Source organism: Rhodococcus koreensis (genome assembly GCF_900105905.1).
GTDB lineage: Bacteria > Actinomycetota > Actinomycetes > Mycobacteriales > Mycobacteriaceae > Rhodococcus_F > Rhodococcus_F koreensis.
Genome location: NZ_FNSV01000005.1, coordinates 4,783,201 through 4,809,407, shown reverse-complemented (window position 1 = coordinate 4,809,407; position 26,207 = coordinate 4,783,201). Strand labels below are relative to the sequence as shown.

Below are 26,207 nucleotides of genomic sequence, written 5' to 3'. Positions count from 1 at the left end.
AACAGCCCACACCTACAATGCCACCGATCAGACCTGGATCGCGGCCGAACAGACCAAGCCGTCTGCGTCGGATTCTGCGCGCCCGGCGGTCACCGCAACGGTCAGCGGGCCTCGACGAATCGGCGGATGACCTTGTCCCATCCCAGCGACTCGAGGAGTTCCGCGGCGGCCGCCCGCGAGGTGAGTGGCCGAAGAGCGTCGATGTCGAGGTCGCCGCTGGTGCCCAGGACGTCGTCGAGGCGCAGGCAGTCGACGTATCCGTAGTCGGACCAGGGTTCCACGTGCCCGTCCCAGTCCGCGACGTCGGCGTACGGGCCGCCGAGTCGTAGCTTCCCGCTGCGGTGGATCATCACGTACCGGGGCACCACCTGCATCGTCTCGTCGGCGGTGGCGAGGGTCGTTGCGGGGTCGGCAGCAGGATCCGCGCCCGCGAGCCGACGGTCGTAGGAGGCCGTCTTGACGGTTGCGACCTCGACCAGCGCCCGCACGTAGATCCACCGTGCTCGTTCGACCGAGCCTGCCCACGCCGATTCCTCGTCGGCGCAGGAGAACACGTTCTCGGCGGGGGTCCGGATCAGCAGCCGCGTCCCCACCCGCTCGTGGTCGACGACCAGGTCGCCGTCGACGAGCAACTCGCCGTCGTACTCGCGGACCCCGGTGATCGTCGCGACCGCCAGCACCTCGTCGTCGGGCGCGGTGACGAACAGTTCATGTTCGGAGAAGACGCTCCCGGCGTCGCCGGAAAAGGGGCCCCGACCTCTGGTGAAGGCCTCCTGCTGGGTCAAGCCGGCCCGGAACCCTGCTTCGGTCGTCCCCAACGGATGATCGCGCATCTCCCGCAGGTCGCCGAGTCGAAGCCTCAACGTCACAGGTAGTCCTCCCCGTTCATCTCCGGCGCACCGCAGGCCGACTCTATGATAGCCGTTGACCTGCGGTGATTCCTCACCTGCGCAACCGCTGGTCGCCCAGTAGGGTCGCAGTGACTGTTCGACCGACCGAGGGGGACCGGTGACGGGTTCTGCGTCCGAAAGAATCATCTCGCCTGCCACACGCGTGTTCTGGGACCGCAGCTTCGCGGATCGTCGCGCCCTGTTCGAGGGGCTTCGTCAGCGGTCGCCTATCGAGTTCCACACCGAAACGGACGGTCCGGGTTTCTGGTCGGTCGTCGGCTACGACGACGTGCTGGCGGTGAGCCGGAACCCGGAGGTCTTCTCCTCGGCCAAGGGCTTCACCATCGACGACGTCCCTGTCGAGATCCTCGAGTTCGCCATGTCGATGATCGCGATGGACAACCCCCGGCACCAGCATCTGCGGGGGATCGTGCAATCGGCGTTCACCGCCGCGTCGGTGCGGGGCATCGCCGAGAGGGTGCGCGGTTACGCCGCGCAGATCGCCGCCGACCTGCCCCGAGATACGGTGTTCGACTTCGTCCCCGAGGTCGCGACCCGGTTGCCGGTGCAGGTCATCTGCGAGCTGCTCGGGATCCCGGAGCGCGACCGGCCGATGATCCTGGCGGCGGCCGCCGACGTCATTTCCGGGGGTGGGGATCAGGAGTTCGTCACCGCCCCCGGCGGTGCGGCGGGTCTCGGTCAGATCTACGGGTACGCCCTCGAACTGGGCGAGAAACGCAAGGCGGACCCCGGCGACGACCTGACGTCCCGCCTGGTGTCGACGATGGTCGACGGGGAGACCCTCACGCCGACGGAGTTCGGGTCGTTCGTCATCCTGCTGATCACGGCGGGTTACGAGACCACCCGGCAAGCGCTGGCGTGGGCGCTGCACCTGCTCAGCGAGCACCCCGGCCAGAAGGAATTGCTGCTCGCCGACTTTCCCGGCCACATCGACAACACGATCGACGAGGTGATCCGCTTCGCGTCCCCGGTGCCCTACATGCGGCGCACCGCGACCGTCGACACCGAGATCGGCGGGGCCCACATCGCAGCCGGGGACAAGGTCGTCATGTGGTACCTGTCCGCGAACCACGACGAGCGCGTCTTCGACGATCCGGACCGGTTCGACATCACCCGCCCGAACGCGGGCAAGCAGCTCGGTTTCGGTGCGAAAGACATCCACCACTGCCTGGGCGTGAACCTCGCGAAGCTCGAGCTGCGGGTCATGCTCGAGGAACTGTTCACCGCCCACCCCGGACTCCACACGGTGGGCGAGCCGGAGCTGCTGCTCTCCGCATTCGTCAACGGCATCGCGTCACTGCCGGCCCGGGCAGGCGACCGACCGTGACGTTCACGCCGGCCGGCGACCGGAAATCATGACGAGCGGCATGTCGGTGATGCGCGCTACGGTCGCGTCGTCGAGCTCGATCCGGTCCGCGAGGTCACGCGCCTCGTCGAGACTGATCGAGCGCCCGGCGATCCAGGTGTGGAAGATCGCCAGGTTGACCGGACCGAGAATGCGCGGCGCCTTGTAGTCCTCGACGAACTTCTCGGCGTCCTCGAACCTCGTGCTGCGGTCCGCATCCGTGATCAGCAGCGGTCCGCCCGGCTTCAGGACGCGCACGCACTCGGCGAGGCCGGCCTCGCGCGACGACCAGTGCTTGATGGAGCCGTAGCTGATCACGCCGTCGAATGTCTGATCGGCGAAGTCGAGCTTCGTGGCGTCGCCCACGTCGAAGCGCACCCGGTCGCCGTAGCTGCGCATGCGTTTGGTGGCGCGCTTGATCTGCGCCTGCGACAGATCGAGGCCCAGAATGTGCACGTCGGGGCGCTGGTCGGCGATGTACTTGGTGAACAGCGCCCCACCCGATCCGACGTCCAGAATGCGGGCGTTCGGGGGGAGATGCGGCAGGAAGTACTCGTCGATGACGCGGCGTGAGCGGTAGACGGCCGGTGCCACGATGGTCTCGTACATCCAGGCGTGCGCCGGTGTGTAGATCGCGGTGATGGGGTCGAACGGTGCCAGCGGCATGGTCGCGCTCCTAGGTGTCCCGGTTTCCCACGGCGCCCGAACCTGTGCGGGTCGACTGTCTGCGCCGTTGTCGCTCATAGAGTAAGGGTTACCTGGCGAACACGCGGTCCGTCTATACGGTTGTCCACCTACACGCGGGCGGGTGTCCAGTCGGGGGTTTCGGTGAGCACCACCTGGTTCAGCAATTCGGCCGCCCGGCCTACGCCCTCGATCGAACTGACGAGCGCGTCCTCGTGCTCGATGTTGAGCGTGCCGTCGTAGCCGACGGACCGGAGGTTGTAGACGAAGTCGGCCCAGAACTGCTGCCCGTCCGGATGTCCCAGGCCGAGGGTGACGTAGTTCCATGCGCGGTCGTGCGGGGTGGTGATCGGAACGGTGTCGAGCAGTCCGTCGTTGTCGGCGTTCCACCGGTTGATCCGGATGTCCTTGGCGTGGACGTGGAAGATGGACTCGCCGAGGGATCGGATGACGGCGGGGATGTCTGCGCCCATCCACATGAGGTGTGAGGGGTCGAGATTGGCGCCGACGACGTCGGCCCCGGCGCTGTCGATCAGCCGGTGCAGGGTCGACGCGTTGTGGACGAGTTGGGCGCCACAGGCTTCGACGGCAAGACGCACGTTCGCGTCGCGCGCGAAGGCGGCGAGTTCCTTCCAGTACGGAATTGCCACCTCCTGCCATTGGTAGGCGAGGATGTCCAAGTTCTCCGGCGGCCAGGACGTGGTGATCCAGTTGGGCGACGAGTCACCCTCGGCGCCCGGCAATCCCGACATGAGGACCACTGTCGGGACTCCGAGCGCACTGGCCACCGTGATGGTGTCGCGGACGACTTCGGCCTGCCGCTCCCCGGTGACGGGGTGGAGTTGGTTGCCGTTGGCGGTGAGAGCGCTGAGGGTCAGACCGCGGGACGTGATCTTGCCGAGGAACTCCTCCCTCGCCCCGTCGGACGACACGAGGGCGGGTAGATCGGCATGCGGACTCTCCGACCAGTTTCCCGTGGCGACCTCGACGGACGACAGTCCGTGGGTGCGCGCCAGGTCCAGTGCAGCGTCGAAGGGCAGATGGCTGACCGAGTCGGTGAGTAGTCCGATTTTCATCGCTGTGCACTTCCTGTCGGGAGACGTCGTACACAACTAGTACGTTCCAGTATCCCTATTTGTCAAGACATATGGCCGGCGGCGACGGCGAGCCGGGCAGGCTCGCCGACGCGTCCGCCGCTGCCGTTCACCCGCTCAGGACGTGAAGCTGACGCCCCGGGTCAGGGTGCCGATCTCCTTGAGCACGCGTTCGCCTTCGCTGCGTTCGCGTTGCCAGATGTTGCGGCCGACGATGATTCCGCGGGCGCCGGCGCGCAGGGTCTGCCCGATGGCGTCGACGGTGTCGTCGACGTCGCCGGCCAGTGGTCCGCCGGCGATGACGAGGGGGACGCGGAGTTCGTCGACGAGGCGGGCGGTGCGTTCCTCGCCGGGGAAGGCGATCTTGATGATGTGGGCGCCGAGGTCGTAGGCGATGCGGGCGACCTTTTCTTCTTGGATGACGACGTCGTCGGTGCGGGGTGCGCCCATGATGACCGGTTCGAGGACGAGGGGGATGTCCCAGGCGTCGCAGGCGGTGACGATCTTGCCGACGCGGGCGCACATGGTGGCGCGTTCGCTGCGGGAGATGTTCCAGGGGAAGAGCATTTTGACGGCGTCGACGCCCATGCGGACGGCTTCTTCGACAGTGGTGATCAGTTCGTGGGAGCCGCCGCCGTCGAGGGTGGTGACGTCGTAGTAGGTGTCGATGGTGAGTACGCGGCTCAGGTGTGGGTGTTCGGCGAAGAATTTTTCGGTTTGTTTGACCTGTCCGGGGGTCATCATGAATCCGGTGACGTCGGTGTCGGCCCAGGCGGCGAACGGTGCGGAGGGGGTTTCGAGGCCCTTGATCCTGTCGCATAAGATTATACGTATCGTACGTACAATCTGCACTCTATTGGGTGGGTCGCGAATGGACAAGGGGCAAGGTCGTGGACAACGCCTGGCCGTTCAACACCTACGATCGAGACATCAGTGAGCCGAAAGGAGCCGCTCCGTGACTACGAGTACCGAGGGTTCGATCGATCGGCAGTCGGTTGTGCCGTACTACCAGCAGCTGGCGTCCGTGCTGGAGGGTCGGATCTCGTCGGGGGCCATCGCCCGCGGAGCCAAGCTGCCCAGCGAGAACGAGCTTTCCGTCCAGTTCGAACTGTCGCGGGCCACCGTCCGTCAGGCTCTGCAGTTCCTGGAATCTCGCGGGGTCGCTCAGCGAATCCCGAACCGCGGAGTGTTCGCCAGCGCCCCCAAGGACGGCACCGGTTGGGTCATCCAGGGCAAGGAAGGCTTCCTCGAGAATGCGATGGGCCACCAGAACCGGTCGGTGAGCACCCGGGTGCTGCGCTCGGGAACTGCCACCTTTCCCGACCACGTCTGCCAGGCGCTGAATCTGCCGAGCGAGACAGTGGGTTTCGAGTTGGTGCGGGTTCGCTCCCTCGACGGCACGCCCGCACTGTTCAGTACCAATTACAGCCCGCCGATCCTGACTCCGGTCCTGGCGTCCGCGACCGACGTGCTCGCCGGCGAGGCGTCGCTGACGACACTGCTGACGAACGCGGGATTCAGCCTGGGCGGCGCCAACCGCATCATCCGCGCCGCCAGGCCGACGCCGGAGATCGCCGAGGCGCTGGCGATCGACGAGAACGAACCCATGTTGTGCATCCGCTCGACGTCCTGGACGCCCGAAGGTCTCCGGTACGACGTCTACGAAACCTGGGTGCGCAGCGACATCATCCCGCTGGAGGTCGACGTGAGCACGGTCGACCTCGGCAACGCGGTCCGCTGATCCGGGATCGGACGTCAGACGCCCACGGGCGCCCGGACGATATCGAAACGCGCTCGCGCCCAGGAGCGGTCGCCGAGGCTGCCCGGCGCCGCCGAGGTGTTTCCTCGTCGCTGTGGCACCTCGTGCGCCATGCGATCAGTCCCCTGTGGGGGTGGTTCGTGGTGCGCCTCGGCGTGGCCCACCCCAAGCTGATCGACATCCTCGGCCCCCGGGCCGCCCGCGACCTGCGCAAGGGCGTGGACAGCGGAAGCTTCACGATTCCCGATGTCGAGATAGCCACGGCGTGCGTATTCGGCGCTCTGCTGTCGACCCTCCATCACGTGGTGCCAGTGCCGGCACAGGACCGCACCGACGAAGTCTTCGCCCAGGCGATGCTGTGCATGGTCGGCGTCGCCCCGGACGAGGCACGGGACGTCGCATCCCGGCCGCTGCCCTCACTCCCCGAGGTTTCGGCCGTGCAGTAACAGCGCTGACCGGCCCGCCACATGCGTTTCTTCGGTGAGAGGCGCACTCCGGGACGCTAGTGCGGGTGCGTCTGGGTAAGGAAGGACTCCGGGATGGACGGCCATTCGGGCCGCCAGCGGCCGTGGCGTTGATCGTCGGCGATCCCGGTGAGGAGTGCGGTGACGAGTTCGCCGCCGTCGGCAACCAGTCGGGGCAGGCCGTATTCGGCGCAGTCGGCGGCAACGGGAATGAGGACTTGTTTCGCGTCCATGACCCTTCCCGCGGCGGCCAGGCACTGGGCGTGCAGCATCCTCGCCTCGAGGAGGGCCCGCGGTCGCCGCGCTGTTTCGAGTGTCCGCACCACCGCCTCGACTCGGGTGCAGGCTTGGGCGTAGGCGTGGGCGGTCAGGAGCAGCCGGATCTGGGAGTCTTCGTCGATTTCGGTCGTTCGTCTGCCGATGACGGTGGGTTGGTTTCCGGGCGTCGACCGCTCTGTCCGAGAGTGGAATTCGGTGCCCGGTTCCCATCCGCAGCGAATCCGCTCGTTGTCGATCCGCGCGGCGAGCCGCGGCAGTGACAACTTCCGGGCGGTGTCGGCGCCCTCGTCCAACCGCTGCGCGGCCGCGGGCATGTCACCGCGCAGGGCCTTGATCCGGGCTCCGGTGCCGTAACTGGCGAGCATGAAATCCACGACGCCGCCCTCGGCGCCGAGGCGGTAACTGGCATCCAGCAGGCGCTCGGCCTCATCGATCGTGCCCTGCTGATACAGCAGGTCACCGAGCAGGGCCCCGGACAGCTGTGCCGCATACGAGTGGACACCGACGGTGGAAACGGCGAGGTCCCAGGCGGCCCGGAAGTGATCCTCGGCGGCGGTGATGTCGAGGAGTTCGTTGGCGGCGATACCGGCGAAACAGTGCCCGATCATCCCGAAGTGCGGGCCGCGGGTCTGCTGGTGGTAGGGCCGTGCCCAGTTCTGCAGTCGACGGGCGGCGTCGAAGTCGAAAGTGCAGATGTCGGCGAAGGAAGTGACGTCGGCTGCCGCGGCGACGACGAAGGGCGGCAGGGTGTTCGGCCGTGTCAAACATTCGCGGACCTGCTCGCCGGCCCCGTCGATGACGTCGGCGTGGCACCGACCGACGTCGGCGATGACTGCCGCCTCCACCCGCAGATCGATCACCTGCGCCTCGGTCAGGGTGTGCTCGTCGAGGGCAGCCTCGACCCGCGCCAGGGAGGCCTGCATCGGCTCGAGCCGATGCAGCAGGACGTTGGCCCACGCCACGATCAGCTGGAGCCGGGCCCGGTTCTGTGCGAGCAGTGCGGGAAGTTTCGCGACCAGAGCGAGGACCGTCCCCATCTTCGAGCTTTCGATCAGGTTCATCGCGTGCGACTCGATCAGGTCGACGGCACGGTCGTCATCGCCGGCGGCCAGCGCATGATCGACCGCCTCGCCGAGCGCGTGATGGTTGGCGAACCAGTCCGACGCTCTCCGGTGCAACCGTGCGAGTTGCTCGGGTGCGTCGCGCTCGAGCCGGCGTCGGAGAAACTCGGCGAACAGATGGTGATAGCGGAACCAGTCCCGGTCGTCGTCGAGGCTGCGCAGGAACAGATCCCGCTCTTCGACCTCCTCGAGTAGCGCCTGCCCGCGGGTCGTGTCGGCAAGGACCCCCGCGAGGTCGCCGCAGATTCGTTCCGGAATCGAGGTGGCCATCAGGAAGTCGAGAAGTTCGGGTTCGAGTGCGCTCAGCACATTCTCGGCAAGGAACTCGCCGATGGCGTGATGTCGCCCGGACAGGTGGGCGATCAATTCGCCCGCATCGGATCGGCCGCGGAGCGACAGGGACGCGAGCTGCAGAGCGGCCACCCACCCGTCGGTGGAAGTTGTCAGCGCGGCGAGCTCGGAATCGGCGAGCGCGAGTCCGTTCACGTCGACGAGAAACCGGGTGGATTCGTCCAGGTCGAAACGCAGGTCCGCGGCGGCGACCTCGACCAGTTCGTCGCGAACCTTCATTCGGCCGAGCGGCAGTCCGGACCGGGTCCGGCTGGTGACGATGAGCTGAAGGTGGTGGCAGCCGTTGTCGAGCAGGTAGCCCAGGGCGGCGAGGGTCGCGGAATCGGTGACCCGGTGCCAATCGTCGATCATCACCGCCACCGGTAGCCCTCGGTCGTGCACCTCGTCGACCAATGAGGTCAGCACGTAGCGGTCGGCGTCGGCCCCGCGGTCCTCCAGTACCTGACCGAGATCGTGACCCAGGGTGGGCTGCACACGCCGGATCGCCTCGATCAGGTGCGCGAGAAACCACACGAGGTTGTTGTCGTCGTTGTCGACGGAGAGCCACGCCACCGCAGTGCCTCCGGAGACGAGCACCTCGCGCCACTGGGCGGCAAGGGTGGACTTGCCGTACCCGGCGGGCGCATGGATGAGTACCAGTCGGCGCCGCCTCGCGGCCCGCAGAGCCTCGAGCAGCCGTGCCCGGCGCACCAGGGCCTTCGGTGCGGTGGGTGGCCGGAACTTCGTCGCCGGAGTCGGCGGCGCACGCCGCACACGTTGCGTGCCGGCGGGTGTCTCGGTCGGCACGGGCACCGATTCCGGCGCGACCGTGGGCACGTCGGCGAGTGCTCCGGCCCGGGCCTGAGTGTCGCGCAACTCGTCCCCGAACTCAGCCGCAGTGTGTGGGCGAGCCGTCGGTTCGGCGGCCATGGCGTGCCCGATCACCGCCGTCACCGCAGCGGGAATGGCCGGATCCCGCAGATCCGGCACCGGCTCGGTGGTGATCCGCACGAACTGGGCCACGAGTTGCTCGCCGCTGCGCCGCTCGAACGCTGCGTGCCCGGTAAGCGCGCAGAACAAGCTCGCGCCCAGGCTGTAGATGTCCGACGCCGGGGTGGGGCTCTGCCCGGCGAGGACCTCGGGGGCGGTGAACGCGGGCGAACCGGTGATCACACCGGTACCGGTCTCGAAGCCCCCGGGAATTCGGGCGATCCCGAAATCGGCCAACTGCGGGTCGCCGTACTCGGTCAGCAAGATGTTGGCCGGTTTGACGTCGCGGTGCACGACCCCGGCCCGGTGGGCAGCCTCGAGAGCCCCGGCCAACGCGATCCCCAGATTCAGCGTATCGGCCCAGTTCAGGGGGCCGGTGCGGCGGATCGTGGCGTCGAGCGAGCCGTACCGGTGATACGGCATCACGAGGTAAGGGCGGCCCGCCGCGGTGGTGCCCACCTGCAGAACGGTGACGATGTGGGGATGCCCGGACAGCCGGCCCATCGCCCGTTGCTCGCGCAGGAACCGCTCCAAATCCTCTGGCGCCGGGTCCGCGGCGAGTACCTTGACCGCCACCGTGCGGTCCAAATGCGGCTGACGACATCGGTAGACGACGCCGAACCCTCCGCGGCCGATTTCTTCGAGATCGGTGAATCCGGCGGCTTCCAGCTCTGCCGTGATGTCCCCGGCGTTGTCACGCTGGGTGGCAAACGGGTCGAATTCGGCCATCGCACACCCCATCCCGGTCGGCGTCACCACACCGGTGCCAGGCTCGAGTAATCCCGTCGTCGGCGGGCGGGTGATCCCAGAGTATCCCCGCGACCGATACCAGGGGTACCGACCGGGGACGCCGATCGGCGGCCTTCGGAATATCGACCTGGTAGGGCAAGAGGTGTTTCACATCGGAACACAGGTGGGTTGGAACATTCTCTTACGTTTGATCCACACGCCGTGGCGGCCGTCACAAGGTCGCCCCGCCGATGCCAAGGGTCACAAACATCCTCGGCCCCCGCCCTGCTACCACTGAGCCTGCTTCAGGAGAAACACATGACAAGCACGACCTCGTCGCCGCCCGCGATGACTCCCCGTCGCGCGGCGACGGCCGCGCTCCTCGGCAGCGCGCTGGAGTACTACGACTTCTTCGTATACGGCGCCGCAGCCGCCTTGGTCTTCAACGTGCTGTTCTTCCCCTCCGGCGACCCCACCGTCGCGCTCATCGCATCGTTCGCCACCTTCGCCGTGGGGTACGTCGCCCGCCCGGTCGGCGCTGTGGTGATGGGACACTTCGGCGACCGGCTCGGCCGCAAACGCGTCATGCTGGCCACCGTCGTGATGATGGGCGTCGCGTCCTTTGCCATCGGGTGCCTTCCGACGTATGACCAGCTGGGCCTGGTCGCCCCGGTGCTGCTGGTCGCCCTCCGCGTCGTTCAAGGATTCTCCGCCGGTGCCGAATCGGCAGGCGCATCGACGCTGACCGTCGAGCATTCCCCGGTCGGACGCCGGGGGTTCTTCACCAGTTTCGTCATGGTCGGCTACGCCGTCGGCTGCTCACTGGCCACCGTCGTGTTCCTCCCGATCGCGATGCTGCCCCACGACGCACTCTACACCTGGGGCTGGCGAATTCCCTTCTGGCTCAGTGCCGTAGTCGTCGTCATCACCTACTACGTGCGAAGCCATCTCGACGAAACTCCGGCCTTCACCGAAGCGCGACAGGAAGATCAGGTCCGGAAGCGACCGCTGAACGACGTGATTACGCATCACTGGCGCGACGTGATCCGAGTCGCCGGAGCATCACTGATGGCGTCGATGCAAACGCTGTTCGCCGTGTTCAGCCTTTCGTACGCCACCTCGGTCGGGGTGGAGCGGGGCACGATGCTCGCCATCATCTCCGGGTCGATAGCCCTGTCGATCATCGGCATCCCGGCAGCCGGCTACCTCTCCGACGTCATCGGCCGGAAGCGAACGATGCTGATCGGCGCTGTCGGCGGTGCGCTCAGCATCTTCCCCTACCTGTGGGCGATTTCGACGGCGAATGTCATGCTGATCGCGATCTTCGCGTTCGTCAACATGTCGCTGTTCTTCAGCTGCTACAACGGCGTGTGGACGTCGTTCTTCGCCGAGCAGTTCCCGGCACCCGTGCGATTCACCGGCATGGCTGTGAGCAACCAGCTCGGGAACCTTCTTGCAGGATTCGCTCCATTGATCGCCGCCGTGCTCCTCGGCGCGGGCCCGTCGGGCTGGCTTCCGGTCGCATTCTTCGGTGCGATCGCCACCGGAATCGGTGCGATCGCGGTTATCGGAATGCGCGAGACGTCGAAGACCCCGGCAGAATTCCTCGGCGGTCCGAGAGCTGAAGAGCTGATCGGTCAACTGAGCTCGCCCCAACCTGCCACCCCTGCAGCACGCCCTGCAGACGCAACGATGAGCTAGCCCACCGAGAACTCCTGAATGAACAGACCCCCGACGATCCACTGCCCGGGGGTCTGTTCATTCGGCCCAGGATCTTCGTGGCACGGCCCTTTGTTTCCGCATACTGCCCACAACGCGCCCTTGATTCTGTCGCGCCCGATCGCGCGCAGAAGTTTCCACAAGGTGTTTCACATTGGAACGCAGTTGTGCTGGACCTTGCCTTTATCCTTGATCCAAACGCGGTGGCGGCTATCACATTACGACTGCCGCGGCGGGTAGGGCACAGAACGCGGAAGAGAAATCGACCGTCTGACCCAGCAATCGCGCAGTGCCATTCCGCCCCAACTTCTTTCATCCCTTCCCCGCTTCTTTCTCTGCATCGGAACGACACAGGAGTTCGCCATGACTTCCCGAACCACACCCCAGATCGTTGACGCCGTCGTCATCGGCGCCGGATTCGGCGGTATCTATGCCGTCCACAAGTTGCACAACGAACTCGGTCTCACCACAGTGGGTTTCGACAAGGCCGACGGCCCCGGCGGCACCTGGTACTGGAACCGTTACCCGGGCGCTCTGTCCGACACCGAGAGTCATGTCTACCGGTTTTCCTTCGACGAGGATCTGCTGCAGGACGGCACCTGGGAACACACGTACATCACCCAGCCCGAGATCCTCGACTACCTCGAGGGTGTGGTCGACCGGTTCGATCTGCGCCGCCACTTCCGCTTCGGCACCGAGGTCACCTCCGCGGTCTACCTCGACGATCAGGCCCTGTGGGAGGTCACCACCGACACCGGCGCGGTGTATCGGGCCACGTACGTGATCAATGCCGTCGGGCTGCTCTCGGCCATCAACTTCCCGGACCTGCCCGGCCTGGACACGTTCGAGGGCGAGACCATCCACACCGCCGCCTGGCCCGAGGGCAAGGACCTCGCGGGCCGCCGTGTCGGGGTGATCGGTACCGGTTCCACCGGCCAGCAGGTCGTCACGGCGCTGGCGCCGGAGGTCGAGCACCTGACCGTGTTCGTCCGGACGCCGCAGTATTCCGTCCCGGTCGGCAAGCGTCCCGTGACCGCCGAGCAGATCGATGCGGTCAAGGCCGATTACGACCGGATCTGGTCGCAGGTCAAGAAATCGTCCGTGGCGTTCGGCTTCGAGGAGTCCACGGTGCCGGCGATGAGCGTCTCGGAGCAGGAGCGCCGCCGCGTTTTCGAGGAGGCCTGGCAGCACGGTGGCGGTTTCCGTTTCATGTTCGCCACCTTCGGTGACATCGCCACCGACGAGGAAGCCAACGAGGCGGCCGCGTCGTTCATCCGTGCCAAGATCGCCGAGGTCATCGAGGACCCGGAGACCGCCCGCACACTGACCCCGACCGGTCTGTTCGCCCGGCGCCCGCTGTGCGACGACGGCTACCACCGGGTCTTCAACCGGCCGAACGTCGACGCCGTCGGCATCAAGGAGAACCCGATCCGCGAGGTCACCGCGAACGGTGTGGTCACCGAGGACGGTGTCCTGCACGAGTTGGATGTGCTGGTTTTCGCGACCGGGTTCGACGCCGTGGACGGTAATTACCGGCGGATGGAGATCCGCGGCCGCGGCGGTCTGAACATCAACGACCACTGGGGCGGGCAGCCGACCAGTTATCTGGGCATCTCCACGGCGAACTTCCCGAACTGGTTCATGGTGCTGGGCCCGAACGGCCCGTTCACGAATCTGCCGCCGAGCATCGAAACGCAGGTCGAGTGGATCAGCGACACGATCGCGTATGCCGAGCGCACTGGGTTGCGGGCGATCGAGCCGACGCCGGAGGCCGAGGCCGAATGGACGGACACGTGCACCGAGATCGCGAACATGACGGTGTTCACGAAGGTGGATTCGTGGATTTTCGGCGCGAACATTCCGGGTAAGAAGCCCAGTGTCCTGTTCTATCTGGGTGGTCTGGGCAATTATCGTGCGGTCCTCGCCGACGTCACCGCCGACGGCTACCGCGGCTTCGAGTCCGCGGACACGATCGCGGCCTGACACCGTTCATCACCACCACAGGAGAACGCCCATGGGTGTGTACACCACCACCGACCCGGTCACCGGGGACCAGAACGCGCAATACCCGGAGATCACGGACACGGAGCTGGACGACCTCATCGGACGGAGCACCACGGCCTACCGCTGCTGGCGGACCGCTCCGCTGGAGCGGCGCCGCGCCGTCCTCACCCGGGCCGCCGAGATCCACCGGGAACAGGCCGACGAGCTGGCCAAGCTCCTCACCCTGGAAATGGGCAAGCCGATCGCGCAGGCCCGAGGCGAGGTGGAGCTGGTGGCCTCGATCTACCAGTACTACGCCGACCATGTGGACGACTTCATGGCGGACGAGCCCCTCGACATCACGGGATCCGGCACGGCCGTCGTCCGCACCGAGCCGATCGGCCCGCTCGTCGGGATCATGCCGTGGAACTACCCCTTCTACCAGGTGGCACGCTTCGCTGCCCCGAACATCGCTCTCGGCAACACGATCATCGTCAAGCACGCCCGGAACTGCCCCCAGTCCGCCCTCGCCATCGAACGGGTCCTGACCGAGGCCGGTCTGCCCGCGGGCGTCTACCTCAACGCCTTCATCTCTTCGGCGCAGGTTGCCAACGCCGTTGCGGATCCCCGCGTCCAGGGTGTGTCGCTGACCGGATCCGAGAAGGCCGGGTCCGCCGTCGGCGAGATCGCCGGCAGGCACATGAAGAAGTGCGTGCTGGAACTCGGCGGCTCGGACCCGTTCATCGTGCTCGCCGACGCCGATGTCGACGCCGCGGCGGCCGCCGCGGTCGTCGGCCGCCTCGGCAACGGCGGGCAGGCCTGCACCGCGTCGAAACGGTTCCTCGTGGAGGAACGGGTGTACGACGAGTTCGTGCGGAAATTCGTCGACGGGATGTCCGGCTGGCAGCCCGGCGACCCGACCAGCCCCGAGACCAAGCTCGGACCGATGGCGTCGAACTCGGGAGCCGAGGAGCTGGACGAGCTTGTCCAGGAAGCGATCTCACACGGAGCCGAAGTGCTGTTGGGCGGTGGGCGGCCGGAGGGGGCCTACTACCCGCCCACCGTCCTGACCGGCGTCACACGCGAGATGCGCGCCTTCGACGAGGAACTGTTCGGTCCGGTGGCGGTCGTCCACCGCGTCGGCTCCCTGGACGAGGCGATCGAACTGGCCAACGACTCCCCGTTCGGGCTTTCGTCGAGCGTGTTCACCTCGAGTCCGGAGAAGGCCGACCGCGTCGCCGCGGAACTCGAGACCGGCATGGTGTGGATCAACAGCACCAGTAAGAGTTCGCCCGACCTCCCGTTCGGCGGCGTCAAGGGGTCCGGCGTCGGTCGCGAGCTGGCCCGGTACGGTTTCAACGAGTTCGCCAACAAGAAACTCGTGCGAAACCCACAGGGACAGAAGTAATTCAGTCGTGGATGGGAGGCGCTCCGATCATTCCGGAGCGCTTCCCCCCGGGGCTGCGAACGAGGGGAGCAGCGTGGCGACGAGCCGCTTTCCGAATCCGTCGTCCATGGGCGAGCCGCTCGCTACGCGACGTATCGTTTTTTGCACATCATCCACACTTTCAGACCCGCTCACGAGGAATACTCATGTCCACAGATCGCTACCAGCGCGGCCTCGACCGCATGATGGAGCTCGTCTCCACCGACCACGTCAACACGTTCGACCACGTCAAGCTCGTGGAGTCCTACAAGAGCCTGGACGCGGACCTGTCCGACTACATCGTCTCCTTCGCCTTCGGCGACATCTACTCCCGCAATGGCCTCACCCAGCAGGAGCAGACGATGGTGACCATCTCCACGCTCGTCGCCCTGGGTACCGAACCCCAGTTGAAGCTGCACATCAACACCGGCTTCAACGTCGGCCTGACCAAGGAGAAGATCGTCGGAGCCCTGATCCACTGCATCCCCTACATCGGGTTCCCGCGCGTGCTCAACGGCCTGACCCTCGTCAAGCAGGTCATGGCGGAGCGCGGCCTCACCGAGGGCTGAGAGGCTGCCGCCCGGCACTTCTCACATACATCTCACACCCGAGGAACGTTCATGCACTTGATAATTGGGCTCGGACCCATCGGCGGAAACATCGGAGCACACCTCGCCCAACTCGGGCGGGAGGTGTACGGCTACGACTTCGACGCGGAGCGCGTCCGCGAGTGGTCGGAGGAGACCCAGTCACCGGCCGGCAGCGACCTGGCAGCTCTGGACTGGCCGTCCGTGGACAGCGTTCACGTCGCCGTGCGGCTGGCGGACCAGGTGTCGTCCGTCTTCGCGGCGCTCCGGGAGCACACCACGCGGCCGCTGACCGTTTTCGTCCACACCACGCTGGCGCCGGAAGACGCTCGGAAGATCATGCCCTCGGCCCCGGACGACTGGCGCGTCTTCGAAGCCCCCGTGTCGGGCGGCCCCCAGGGTGCGCGCCGAGGCTCGATGACCATCTTCCTCGCCGGACCCGACACCACCCCCGCCGAGGACCGACTGCTGGACGACATCTCCGGCCGCGTGTTCCGCATGGAGTCCTACGGTCAGCCGGCCCTGGTGAAACTCCTCAACAATGCGCTGGCCACCTACAACCTGGCCGCCACCGCACGGATGCTCGATCTCGCGGAGAATCTCGGCACGCCAGCCGCGGGCCTCCTCGAGGTGATCGGGGTATCGACCGGCCAGAGCTGGATGAGCGACAATCTCGTCGATGTCCAATACGACCTGCTGCTCAAGGACGTCGAGCTGCTCCGCGGCGAAATCGGTGCGCTCCCATCGGGAGATCTCGACGACAACGTCGAACACGCGATCCTGCGGGCGCGTGCACTACTGGGCGCCCGCTAGGTTCGTCTCCCACCGCCACGACGGTCGGTGGAGGGCTGAGGGGTTAGGTCACGCAGGGCACCAGACAGGGGTGCGCCCGCCGGCAGGGGGCGCTATTGTTTGTTTCGGCGATGGATCTCCGCCGAGACACTCCCGCGAAGGGGTTGTCTGAACCGCCCCAGCCCGGGGCTGATGGCTCCTTTCCCTGATGTGGAAGGAGCATGTCCGTGCACGGTCACCACGATCCGAATCCGACGCTGCCGATCGATCCCGATACCGCACCCCGCACGCCGGGGCCGCTGCATGTGCGCCCCGCGGCCATTGCCGCCGTCGGCGTAGGAGGACTCCTGGGAACACCGGTGCGCTATTACCTCGGGGTGTGGTTCCCCACCGTGGCGGGTGGGTGGCCGGTCACCACGTTCACGATCAACATCGCCGGGGCGCTCCTGCTCGGGTGGCTGCTCGAGGCGTTGACCAGGCTCGGCCCGGACACCCGGTGGCGCCAGCGGACCCGCCTGTTGGTGGGGACCGGGGTGCTCGGCTCGTTCACCACCTACAGCACCCTCGCCGTCGATACCGACCTGCTCCTGCGTGGTCACCAGTGGTGGCAGGCCGGCACCTACGCGGCCGGCAGCGTGCTCGCTGGTCTGGTGGCTACCGTCGCCGGGATCGCGGCCGGTGCCCGGATCCGGTCGCGGCGGGCGGAGGCTGCGCAGTGATCGCCGTGTGGATCGCCTGCGCCGGCGGTCTCGGCGCCATCGCCCGGTTCGTGCTCGACGGGGCGATAAGGCACCGGAAGGCGTCGGAGTTCCCCTGGGCGACAGCGACGATCAACGTGACCGGGTCCCTGTTACTGGGCTTCGTCGTCGGGTTGGTGCTCTTCGCCGATGTGTCGCATCAGGTGCAGTGGATCGTCGGTGTCGGGTTCTGCGGTGGGTACACCACCTTCAGCACCGCCAGTTTCGAGACCGTCCGGCTGATCCAACGGCAGCAGTATCTGACAGGGGCAGCGAACGCTGTCGGCACCCTGCTGGTGACGATCGTCGCCGGTGGTATCGGCCTCGCTCTGGCCTCGGTGTGAGGAGAGGATGATGACCAAGAAGGAAAACCACGACGTCGCCCGAGACAATCTGCGGGACTGGCGCACTCCGCTGCGGGTGGACGGACCCGCTGCACCGACCGCCGCGGTGTGCCATCTGGTGGTCGGCTTCGACCGACACCGGGCGAGCCACGCCGCCCTGACCTATGCGATGGACCTCGCCGGCCGACTCGGGGCGTTTCTGCATGTCGCCCACATCGTTGATATCGACGACATGCCCGTCGAACCCGACCGCGACGACTGGGAGCAGCGCTTCGCTGACGCCGTCGAATCCGAGCGCCGTGAGGCCTGCACCATGCTGGGCACGCTGCCCGGCAATTGGGCCTACTACTCCAGGGAAGGGAACCCGGCACAGCTGCTGACCACGATCGCCGAAGCCAACGACGCCCTGATGATCATCATCGGCACCTCCCGCGGCGGAGCGATGTCACTGCTGGAACGGTTCCTCGGCGAATCGGTGTCCGGTGCCCTGGTCCACCACGCCCGACGACCGGTGCTCCTCGTACCGACCTGAACGGTAAGGGGCGGCCGCCGAGCAGGGTGAAGGTGACCGCGGCATTGCCGAGCCGCCGTCATCGTGAGGTGAGCCGGATGACCGGGTACTGACGATCGGATTTGCTCTGATACTTCGCGATGCGGGGCTGGGCGGCGGCGATGCGCTGCCAGGCCTGCTCACGGTCGGCGCCCTCGAGTTGCTGCGGGACGACGGAGGCGGCGTCGCTGCCGGGCAGTTCGATCGACACCTTCCCGGGGTGCGCCATCAGGTTGGCGTGCCAGTCGGGATTCTGGCTCCCCCCGCCCGACGCGACGACCAGCCGGGCGTCGTCACCGTCCGGGAACCACGCCAGGGGTGACTGCCGCGGTTGACCGCTCCGGCGGCCCACCGTGTTGAGGATCAGCACGTCCATGCCCATGAACTGGCCGTGGCCGCGTCGGATCTTGCGGTTCATGCGGGCGTTCATCTTCCGCTGCATCCACCGCGAAAATGCACCCGGCGTACCCGGCTTGCGCTTGTCTGCTCGGTTGTTCGTGGTCATGTGCTCTCTCCCATCGGTCCAGCCGTCGTGTTCCGATAATGACGCTACGGGCGGTCCGGTGAGCGGCGCTTCTCGATTCCTGATCGATCCGAGGCGGGCACTCGGACGAGTGCCCGCCTCGTCACACCTACCGCAGCGGCGGTGCGATCACGCCGTCGACGAGCGGCGAATCGTAGGGCTGCTCCGTGGTTCGTTCGAGGAACTCCTCCTTCGCGAGCTTCAGCAGGGTCGCGTCGGTGAGGAGATTCATCGCCGATCCGGCCATGACCTTGGCGGCGTGGACCATGCCCTTGTGTGCGGCGGGGAGCTTCCCCTGCGCGACCAGTTGCCACGAGTGCGCGGGCGTGCCGCGGCTGACGCAGGCGGTGGTGCACTGCACGGTGGGAGTGACCCAGCTGACGTCGCCGACGTCCGTCGACCCCGTGAGCACTCGCCGGGGCGCGCCGGCGTCGAACGTGATCACGCCGTCGTGCAGTGGGCTGTCACCCTCTTCGATTCGGGTACCGAACATGTCGAGCGGCTTGTCGGTGAGAAACTGCCGCGCCGTGGCGAGGTCCTGCTCGTCGAATGGCACCGGTCCGAGTTCGAGGAGCGTGTCCTGCATCGACGTTTCCAGCACCGTGTTGCCGAGAAGGTTCGAGGAGCCCCCGTCGACCTCGATCTCCACCGTGGTTTCGGTCATCAGGGCGGCGCCCTCGGCGATCTTGCGAACCCGCTCGAACAACGCACGCATCTCCCGGACATTCGGTGCCCGGACGACGTAGTACGCCTCGGCGTACGGTTGGACGACATTCGCCGAGCGGCCGCCGCCATCGAGGATCGCGTAGTGGATGCGGCAGTCGGAGAGCATGTGCTCGCGCAGGAAATTGACGCCCACGTTCATCAGTTCGAGTGCGTCCAACGCGCTGCGACCGAGTTCCGGTGACGCCCCGGCATGGGAGGCGAGGCCCGTGAAACGCACGTACGACTGCATGTACGCGAGACTGTGGTCGCGCTGCACGAGGGTGCTGTCGCCCGGGTGCCAGCAGATCGACGCATCGACGTCGTCGAATGCGCCTGCCGCGACCATGAAGGTCTTCCCGGCCGCGGCTTCCTCGGCCGGGCATCCGTAGTAGCGGACGGTCCCGGGCAGTCCGTTCTTCTCCAGGTAGCGCTTGACGGCGGTGGCGGCGAGGAGGGAACCGGCGCCGAGGAGGTGGTGACCGCAGCCCTGGCCGTTGCCCGAGGTGTTGGCCGGGTCCGGGGTGCGTTCCGGGTTGCCGGACTCCTGGCTGAGGCCGGCGAGTGCGTCGTATTCGCCGAGGACGGCGATGACGGGTTCACCGGAACCGGCTTCCGCGCTGAACGCGGTCGGCACACCGCCGATCGCCGGGGTGATGCGGAATCCTTCCGCGCGTGCCAGCTCGATGTGCCGTTCTGCTGATGCTGTTTCTTCCCAACGTAATTCGGGGTCGTCCCAGATGGCATCGCTGAGTGCGGTGTAGCGGGGTGCGAGCTCGTCGATCAGTCGGGCGAGGTCGTGGGTGGTGCTCATGTCCGTCCTATCGGTCGAAGGAGATGTCGATGGGTGATCAGTCGAGGGAATTCCACTGCGGTGTCGCCTCGGGGCCGCGGTGTGCCTCGTACCATGCGGCGACCTGAAGAACGGTCAGGTCCTGCCGTCGATCGGCGGCGATCTGCAGGCCTATCGGCCGTCCGTCCTTCGAGAAGCCGCAGTTGATCGACGCGGCGGGGGTGCCCGCGGCATTGAACGCGGACGTGAAGTTCGCCGGGCCCGCGAACTCGGTCATCATCCGGCTCTCCGCGGGTCCGGCGAGGATGCCGGAGGTGGGCGACAGGACGGCGTCGTAGCGTCCGAGCATGTTCACGGTCTCCTGTACGAACGGCCCGATCGAGTCGTACGCCTGGATGAGCTCGAGGGAGGACAGCGAGTCGATGCGCGAGACCGCAGCGACCATCTCCTGATCGGCCCGGCTCAGATCGTCGACGATGTTCTTGTCGTTCATCTGCGCCCACAGATGCGCGGTGAAGAACGGGATGAATCCGGTGCTCAGGTAGTCCCGGGACAGATACGGCTCGACGGTCTCCACCTGTGCGCCCGCTGCCTCGAACACGGCGACGGCCCGGCGTATCGCGGCGACGATCTCGGGGTCGGCGGTCTTGCCCTCCACCGGGCCGAAATTGACTCCGAGGCGGAGCCCGCGGATGTCGACGTCCAGGTCGGTCCAGTCGATCGATTCGTCGGGGAGCGAGCTGTGGTCGCGGGAATCGGGGCGGGCGATGAGCGCCATCGTGTGGGCGGCGTCGCGAACGGAGCGGGTGATCGGGCCCGCGCAGCGACCGAGATAGGTGTCGTTGATCGGGACGCGCCCGTAGGACGGTTTGAAACCGAACGCGGCGTTCATCGCCGCGGGTATGCGGATCGACCCGCCGATGTCGGTGCCGATGTTGACCGGCGCGTAGCCGAGTGCGGCGGCGACGGCCGCACCGGAGGACGAGCCGCCCGTGTTCCAGGCAGGATTCCAGGCGTTGCGCGCGATGCCGTGCCGGGACGACACCCCGGATCCGAGCCCGCTGAAATCGGGCATGCTGGTGCTGGCGACCACCACCGCGCCCGCCTCCTGCAGGCGGTCGACGACGGGCGAGTTCTCCGTCGCGATCACCGGTTCCCGCGCGGCGGTTCCGTACGACTGCGGCAGACCGGCTTTCGCGGTGTTCTCCTTGATCGTCACCGGGATTCCGTCCAGCGGGCCCAGTGCGGCGCCGCTGCGCCACCGCTCGCCGCTGCGCCTGGCGGATTCGCGGGCCTCGTCCGCGTCGATCACATAGACCGCACGGTGCGTGTCGTCCTTGGCGGCGATGCGCGCGATGGTCGACTCCAGTGCGTCGAGCGGTGTCAACGATCCGCCGGCGAATGCGTCGTTCAGTTCGGCGACGCTGCGTCCGGCGATTGTCTGGTCGGGCATGGGTATTTCCTCTCGTTCGAATGACGTGACGTGATCAGGCGGGTGCCGGCTCGTTCTCGCCGGCAGGCGGTGCGGGGGTCTCGGAGGCGGTCCGCGGGCGGCGCGAATCGAGGAACGGGGACAGGACGGCGATGCCGATGCAGAGGGCGGCGCAGATCGCCCAGACGGTGGCGTACGAGGTGAACGACGAGATCGAACTCGTCTTCTCACCGACGGTCACCGACGTGACCAGTGATGACATCAGCAGGGCGAACATCGCGCCTGCAATCGATCCCGCACCCGTTCGGGAGCTGTTGTAGACGCCGGAGGCGATTCCGACCGAGTCTTCGGGAGCGCGGCTGACGATGATCGCAGGTACGACGCCGGCGAGCGTTCCGATGCCGAATCCCAGCAGGAACAACCAGATCGAGAAGGTGAGCACGCCGTCGTGGGAGACGATCATCGCCGCATACGCGGCTCCGCTGACGAGGGCGCCGAATGCGACCGCATAACGGGGTGTCAGTGCGCGAGCGATCCGGTCGCTGATCGTCGAGGCGATGAAGGCGCCGGTGGCGGTGATCGACAGGAGGAGACCCGCGATCGTGGCCGACACGCCCAGGCCGTATCCGTACGCATTCGGGTCGGCCCTCGAGAACAGCGAGATGGGCGCCTGGGAACCGAACGACTGGGCTCCAAGCAGTGCGGCGATGAGCATCGGGAGAACCAGCCGGCCCTTCGTCAGGACACGAAAGTCGATGAGGGGATTGACCGTTCGATTCTCGACGACCGCGAACGCGACCAGGGTGGCCGCACCCCCGGCGACGAGGACGACGATCAGTGGGCTTCCCCACCCGATGGCGTTGCCGTTGGACACCCCTCCCAGGACCATGAGCAGACCGGCGGACAGCAGTGCCGCCCCGGCCCAGTCGATCCGCCCCGCACTGCGAACGGTCGTCTCCCGCACCAGGAAATGGGCGACGGGAACGCAGAGCGCCAGCATGATTCCGGGAACCAGCAGCACCACCGTCAGGTTGTCGATTCGGGTCATGAACCAGCCGGCGACGAAACCACCGACGATCACACCGCCGGTGAGTGCCCCGATCAGGTGGCCGATGTTGCGCCCCGCCCGGTCGGGAGCGCGGTGCCGGACGATGGCGAATTCCAAAGGCAGGAAAGCGATCAGCGGGGCCTGCAGGGCGCGGCCCGCGAGAAGCACGGCGAACGACGGAGCGAACGCGACGACGAAGGATCCTACGGCCACCGCCGCTGCGGACGCCACGAGCATCCTGCGGTGGCCGTACATGTCACCGAGCTTGGCGATGATCGGAACGCAGGCCACCGATGCGAGCAGGAAGATCGCATTCACCCAGTTCAGCGCTGCCGCCGAGGTCCCGTGTTCTTGTCCGATGCTCGTGAGGAGCGGGGGATACCACCCCTGCAGCAGACCGCTGCCGAACTCCATGACGATCAGAAAACCGACCGCCGCGGACGTTCCGGTGGTCCGCCTCGTGCCGGTGTGTGGCGCAGTGCTCATATGTTCCTCCAGCAGAAACCGTGTGGTGGCCGTATCCTCAGCTGGATTGAAATCCGATAGGTAAAATGTCAGGAATTGATGCAAAGTGACTTCACCGAATCAGGATTCTCTGCGGAGAGACGCCGATCTACGGCTGATTCACGCACTGCAACTCGAGCCGCGGGCGTCGTGGACCGAACTGGGTAGGGCTCTCGCGACCGATCCGGTCGCGCTCGCCCGGCGCTGGGCCAGGATCACCGAAGAGGGGCTCGCGTGGATCAGCGGGCAGCGTCGTCACTTTCCCGCCGTGGCCGTCGTCGAGATCGAATGCGCGCAGGGAAAGGCCGCCGAGACCGCATTTCTGCTCGCCGACGAAGAAATCGTGCGCACCATCGATCACACGTCCGGTGGGCGCGATCTCGTCGCCGTGGTCGCGGGACCGGACCTGGAGTCCTTGTCGGCGTTCGTCATCGACCGGCTGGGGGATCAGCGTCTGATCACCCACGCCCGTACTCACCTCGTCACCGAGATCCTCGTGGAGGGCAGTGTCTGGAGGTTGAACGCACTCTCCGACGAAGAAGCGCAGCGGGTCCCCGCGGCCAAAGCACCGCGGCCGCGTGCCGCCCGGCAGGTTCCCGCCGACCTTCAGGAGGTCGTCATCCGCGCATTGTACCGCGACGGCCGGACCCCGGCCGGTGACATCGCCGCGAAGGCCGGCGTCAGCACCCAGCGAGTTGCCGACGCCATCGCCACGATGCGCCACTCGGGTGACCTCGTCCTCCGGACGGACGTCGCGCGCAGCTACACCGGGTGGCCGATCAACGCCTGGTACTTCGTGCAGGTGCCTGCGTCGTCCATCGACCGGCTCCGGTCGACGCTGTCCCGGCTCGCGGAAGTCCGGCTCGCGGTGACCACCGCGAGCCGGTACAACCTCCTCATGACCCTGTGGGTGCGAGACCTGGCCGACGTCAACCGTTTCGAAGCCCTACTCGAGAAGGTCCTCGCCGGCGCCCGCATCGCCGACCGCGCCGTCGTCATCCGCCCCGCGGTGCACTCGGGGCGCCTGCTGGATGCCCGGGGATTCGTCACCGGGCTGTCCACACTGCACGACGACCCGGCCTAGAAATTCACCCGACCTTGCACGCCGAACGCAGCAGTCGCACCCGCGACTGCTGCGAAACTAGTTGTCCGGCAAGGGCTGAACGTCAGGTGAGCGGGATGGTCCAGATGATCGCGGGCATGTCCTCGGCCCTGCGCTCCTGCCGCTGTTCACGCTGACGGTCGCGGGTCCGGTCGTCGTTGCCGCCGGGGATGTCGCGGCCGGTGTCGGGGGCGGCCACTGCTACGACCGTGTGGTCGGCGACCGGGGTAACAGCAGCCGCGGCGCCGATGGGAAGGACGCCGAGAGCAGCCGCGGCCACCACCACGGTGACGATCCGCTTCCGCAGCGAGCCGCGGTGGGTGCGTCGGGCGTCCTGGTGCGAATGTGTGGCGTTCATGGTCTGAATTCCTGTCCGAGTGCCGCAAACCCAGCGTTCACAGCTACTAGAACGGTGTCCGCGAGGGCGCGAAACGTTACGCCCCGCCGGACATTATTTTTTGCGGGAACTCTCCCGCCGCTAGCGCCACTCCCGGAACGCGTCGAGCAGACGGTCGCGCAGCGCCGGATCGAGCTCCTCCGGGGGCAGCGTGCCGAGGGTGTGCACCGTCTGCTCGATCTGCTCCAGATAAGTGGCGCAACCCGAGCACTCGCCGAGATGGGTCTCGAATCGGGCCCGGGCGTCGGGATCCATGTCGTCCTCGAGGTACGCCGTGACCAGTTCGACGAGGTCCTGGCAGTCCATTTCTCACGCTCCCGTTCCGAGATAGTCCTCGAGGGCCTGACGCACGTGTGCGCGACCCCGGTGCAGCAGCACCCGCTGATTCGCCGCGGTGATCGACAGCATCGCGGACACTTCCGCGGCGTCGTAGCCGAGGACGTCTCGCAAGACGACCACGATGCGCTGGCGGTCGGGAAGGTGCTCGAGTTCGCGGCTCGCGACGTCGAGGACCTCCGCACCGAGGACCGAACCCTCGGGAGACTCCGGCCAGCTGGTCGGGGGAGTCGCCCAGTGGTGTGGATCCTCCGGTGCCGTCCTCGGCAGGAACCGGCCAGGGTCCACGGTGGGGCTGCCCGTGAAGGCGGCCAGTTCGGCGTCGGAATCGTGCCGGTCCCGGACACCCCGCTTCTTGGCGATGTTGACGAGGATCCGGAACAGCCAGGTTCGGAGCGTCGAGCGGCCCTCGAATCGGTCGATGCCCTGCAGCACGGCGATCCAGGTTTCCTGGACGACGTCCTCCGCGACCTCGGCGCTGGCCACATAACCCCGCGCCACACGCAGCATCATCGGCGTGTGCCGGTCGACCAGTTCGGCGAAAGCTGACTCGTCGCGCGCCCGCAACGAATCGACGAGGCGCTGCTCGTACGAGGTGTCGATCTCCGTCATCCGCTCCTCCTCGGTGATCGAGGTGCTCCGGAAGCGTGGCCGCGTGAGACGGCCGGATGACATATAACCTTACTGACCTCGGCCACAGCCGTCGATCGGTCCGCGCCCGATCGTGTGGTGGGTAGGGCCGAACGGCCCTGTCTTGACCGCACGGTGCGGGGAAGACTCGATTCGGAGGGGTGGTGGCGGTCCGCGGCGATCGGCAACGGTCGCTGCGGCCCGGGTCCCCACGGACCACCCGACCCGGCAATCCCGAAAGGGCGGCGCATGAACGTTCGGCGAACTCCGCAGGCGCGTTCGGAAAGCTACTGGGAGGAACTCGGTTCAACGGAGGCCCGTCACGTCGGCGGCGCCGAGCGGGACCGGCTCCCGGCGGCGCACGAACACGTCTCGCTCGTCGACCACTGCCGAGTTGACCCGCGAGGGTAGGCAACTGTCGCTCGACGTGGCACGATTTCGTAGGTGTCCAGCAGCCCTGCCCCGGCGCACTACCTGCGCGACCTCGCGCGCCTGCGCCGCGTCCGCGACCGGATCGACCGGGAGTATGCACAACCGCTGGACGTGGACGCGCTCGCCCGCGGCGTGAACATGTCGTCCGGGCACCTCAGCCGCCAGTTCCGGCTCGCCTACGGAGAGTCGCCGTACTCGTATTTGATGACGCGGCGCATCGAGCGTGCGATGGCGCTGCTGCGCCGCGGCGACCTCAGCGTCACCGAGGTCTGTTTCGCGGTCGGCTGCGCGTCGCTGGGCACGTTCAGCACGCGCTTCACCGAGTTGGTCGGCGTGCCGCCCAGCACCTACAAGCGCGACGCGGAGCAGGCGACGGCGGGCATACCGTCGTGCGTCGCGAAACAGGTCACCAGACCGATCAGGAATAGAGAAGCGCCGGTCGCCGAGCCGCACTTATCGTGATG

The 26,207-nt window shown here is 67.0% G+C and carries 25 protein-coding genes; 13 read left to right on the top strand and 12 right to left on the bottom strand.

All coding sequences use genetic code 11. The features are described from left to right. Nucleotides 1-101: 101 nt before the first annotated feature. Entirely contained in the window at nt 102-869 is a 768-nt protein-coding gene (locus tag BLV94_RS26510; protein ID WP_143051423.1) for a hypothetical protein, read from the bottom strand. A 139-nt stretch (nt 870-1,008) separates the two neighbouring features. Between BLV94_RS26510 and BLV94_RS26505 the strand changes: the two genes are divergently transcribed. Continuing rightward, nucleotides 1,009-2,238 carry a cytochrome P450 gene (locus BLV94_RS26505; protein WP_072943635.1) on the top strand — a complete coding sequence of 410 codons (1,230 nt, stop codon included), beginning with the start codon at nt 1,009-1,011 and terminating at the stop codon, nt 2,236-2,238. Between the two features lie 3 nt (nt 2,239-2,241). On the opposite strand, the gene BLV94_RS26500 is transcribed toward BLV94_RS26505, so the two are convergent. From BLV94_RS26500 to BLV94_RS26490, 3 genes are all read right to left on the bottom strand, one after another. Further along, the gene (locus BLV94_RS26500; RefSeq protein WP_072943634.1) at nt 2,242-2,922 is read right to left on the bottom strand and encodes a class I SAM-dependent methyltransferase; all 681 of its coding nucleotides are present in this window, start codon (nt 2,920-2,922) and stop codon (nt 2,242-2,244) included. A 128-nt stretch (nt 2,923-3,050) separates the two neighbouring features. Further along, nucleotides 3,051-4,016, bottom strand: coding sequence for a sugar phosphate isomerase/epimerase family protein (locus tag BLV94_RS26495; RefSeq protein WP_072943633.1), 966 nt, complete (start codon nt 4,014-4,016; stop codon nt 3,051-3,053). 135 nt (nt 4,017-4,151) lie between these two features. Then, nucleotides 4,152-4,886, bottom strand: coding sequence for a class I fructose-bisphosphate aldolase (locus BLV94_RS26490; protein WP_072943632.1), 735 nt, complete (start codon nt 4,884-4,886; stop codon nt 4,152-4,154). A gap of 103 nt (nt 4,887-4,989) precedes the next feature. On the opposite strand from BLV94_RS26490, the gene BLV94_RS26485 reads away from it, so the two are divergent. Both BLV94_RS26485 and BLV94_RS52150 read left to right on the top strand, forming a co-directional pair. Beyond that, entirely contained in the window at nt 4,990-5,775 is a 786-nt protein-coding gene (locus BLV94_RS26485; RefSeq protein WP_072943631.1) for a GntR family transcriptional regulator, read from the top strand. A 122-nt stretch (nt 5,776-5,897) separates the two neighbouring features. Beyond that, the gene (locus BLV94_RS52150) at nt 5,898-6,239 is read left to right on the top strand and encodes a hypothetical protein (RefSeq protein ID WP_244163665.1); all 342 of its coding nucleotides are present in this window, start codon (nt 5,898-5,900) and stop codon (nt 6,237-6,239) included. A gap of 56 nt (nt 6,240-6,295) precedes the next feature. On the opposite strand, the gene BLV94_RS26475 is transcribed toward BLV94_RS52150, so the two are convergent. Next, nucleotides 6,296-9,706 (bottom strand): serine/threonine-protein kinase, encoded by a 3,411-nt coding sequence (locus tag BLV94_RS26475; protein ID WP_072943847.1) that lies wholly within the window; start codon nt 9,704-9,706, stop codon nt 6,296-6,298. Between the two features lie 318 nt (nt 9,707-10,024). Between BLV94_RS26475 and BLV94_RS26470 the strand changes: the two genes are divergently transcribed. The 8 genes from BLV94_RS26470 to BLV94_RS26435 all read left to right on the top strand — a co-directional run bounded on the left by BLV94_RS26470 (nt 10,025) and on the right by BLV94_RS26435 (nt 17,826). Continuing rightward, entirely contained in the window at nt 10,025-11,407 is a 1,383-nt protein-coding gene (locus tag BLV94_RS26470; protein WP_244163664.1) for an MFS transporter, read from the top strand. 381 nt (nt 11,408-11,788) lie between these two features. Further along, nucleotides 11,789-13,408, top strand: a complete 1,620-nt coding sequence (locus BLV94_RS26465) for a flavin-containing monooxygenase (protein ID WP_072943629.1) — start codon at nt 11,789-11,791, stop codon at nt 13,406-13,408. Nucleotides 13,409-13,439: 31 nt separating this feature from the next. Next, nucleotides 13,440-14,816, top strand: a complete 1,377-nt coding sequence (locus BLV94_RS26460) for an NAD-dependent succinate-semialdehyde dehydrogenase (RefSeq protein WP_072943628.1) — start codon at nt 13,440-13,442, stop codon at nt 14,814-14,816. Between the two features lie 185 nt (nt 14,817-15,001). Next, entirely contained in the window at nt 15,002-15,403 is a 402-nt protein-coding gene (locus tag BLV94_RS26455) for a carboxymuconolactone decarboxylase family protein (RefSeq protein ID WP_072943626.1), read from the top strand. Between the two features lie 51 nt (nt 15,404-15,454). Further along, nucleotides 15,455-16,234 carry an NAD(P)-binding domain-containing protein gene (locus BLV94_RS26450; protein ID WP_072943625.1) on the top strand — a complete coding sequence of 260 codons (780 nt, stop codon included), beginning with the start codon at nt 15,455-15,457 and terminating at the stop codon, nt 16,232-16,234. 206 nt (nt 16,235-16,440) lie between these two features. Then, on the top strand, nt 16,441-16,932 hold the full coding sequence (locus tag BLV94_RS26445; protein WP_072943843.1) for a fluoride efflux transporter FluC: 492 nt from the start codon (nt 16,441-16,443) through the stop codon (nt 16,930-16,932). Next, the gene (crcB, locus tag BLV94_RS26440) at nt 16,929-17,294 is read left to right on the top strand and encodes a fluoride efflux transporter CrcB (RefSeq protein WP_072943623.1); all 366 of its coding nucleotides are present in this window, start codon (nt 16,929-16,931) and stop codon (nt 17,292-17,294) included. The genes BLV94_RS26445 and crcB overlap by 4 nt, the downstream gene beginning before the upstream one ends. 10 nt (nt 17,295-17,304) lie before the next feature. After that, nucleotides 17,305-17,826 (top strand): universal stress protein, encoded by a 522-nt coding sequence (locus BLV94_RS26435; RefSeq protein WP_072943622.1) that lies wholly within the window; start codon nt 17,305-17,307, stop codon nt 17,824-17,826. A 58-nt stretch (nt 17,827-17,884) separates the two neighbouring features. Here BLV94_RS26435 and BLV94_RS26430 read toward each other — a convergent pair whose 3' ends face one another. The 4 genes from BLV94_RS26430 to BLV94_RS26415 form a co-directional block, all read right to left on the bottom strand. Beyond that, a complete protein-coding gene (locus BLV94_RS26430) occupies nt 17,885-18,349 on the bottom strand; it encodes a nitroreductase family deazaflavin-dependent oxidoreductase (RefSeq protein ID WP_072943620.1) in 465 nt (154 codons plus the stop codon). 127 nt (nt 18,350-18,476) lie between these two features. Beyond that, nucleotides 18,477-19,883: a M20 family metallopeptidase gene (locus tag BLV94_RS26425; protein WP_072943618.1), complete on the bottom strand. Its 1,407-nt coding sequence runs from the start codon at nt 19,881-19,883 to the stop codon at nt 18,477-18,479. Between the two features lie 37 nt (nt 19,884-19,920). Next, entirely contained in the window at nt 19,921-21,315 is a 1,395-nt protein-coding gene (locus BLV94_RS26420; RefSeq protein ID WP_072943617.1) for an amidase, read from the bottom strand. 34 nt (nt 21,316-21,349) lie between these two features. Next, nucleotides 21,350-22,828, bottom strand: coding sequence for an MFS transporter (locus BLV94_RS26415; RefSeq protein WP_072943615.1), 1,479 nt, complete (start codon nt 22,826-22,828; stop codon nt 21,350-21,352). Nucleotides 22,829-22,913: 85 nt separating this feature from the next. Between BLV94_RS26415 and BLV94_RS26410 the strand changes: the two genes are divergently transcribed. After that, entirely contained in the window at nt 22,914-23,930 is a 1,017-nt protein-coding gene (locus tag BLV94_RS26410; protein WP_072943613.1) for an Lrp/AsnC family transcriptional regulator, read from the top strand. 82 nt (nt 23,931-24,012) lie between these two features. Here BLV94_RS26410 and BLV94_RS26405 read toward each other — a convergent pair whose 3' ends face one another. The 3 genes from BLV94_RS26405 to BLV94_RS26395 form a co-directional block, all read right to left on the bottom strand. Continuing rightward, nucleotides 24,013-24,306: a hypothetical protein gene (locus BLV94_RS26405; protein ID WP_072943611.1), complete on the bottom strand. Its 294-nt coding sequence runs from the start codon at nt 24,304-24,306 to the stop codon at nt 24,013-24,015. 120 nt (nt 24,307-24,426) lie between these two features. Continuing rightward, a complete protein-coding gene (locus BLV94_RS26400; protein WP_072943609.1) occupies nt 24,427-24,651 on the bottom strand; it encodes an anti-sigma factor family protein in 225 nt (74 codons plus the stop codon). A gap of 3 nt (nt 24,652-24,654) precedes the next feature. Further along, a complete protein-coding gene (locus BLV94_RS26395; RefSeq protein WP_072943608.1) occupies nt 24,655-25,356 on the bottom strand; it encodes an RNA polymerase sigma factor in 702 nt (233 codons plus the stop codon). Between the two features lie 399 nt (nt 25,357-25,755). On the opposite strand from BLV94_RS26395, the gene BLV94_RS26390 reads away from it, so the two are divergent. Further along, on the top strand, nt 25,756-26,205 hold the full coding sequence (locus tag BLV94_RS26390) for a helix-turn-helix transcriptional regulator (protein ID WP_072943606.1): 450 nt from the start codon (nt 25,756-25,758) through the stop codon (nt 26,203-26,205). Nucleotides 26,206-26,207 lie beyond the last annotated feature (2 nt).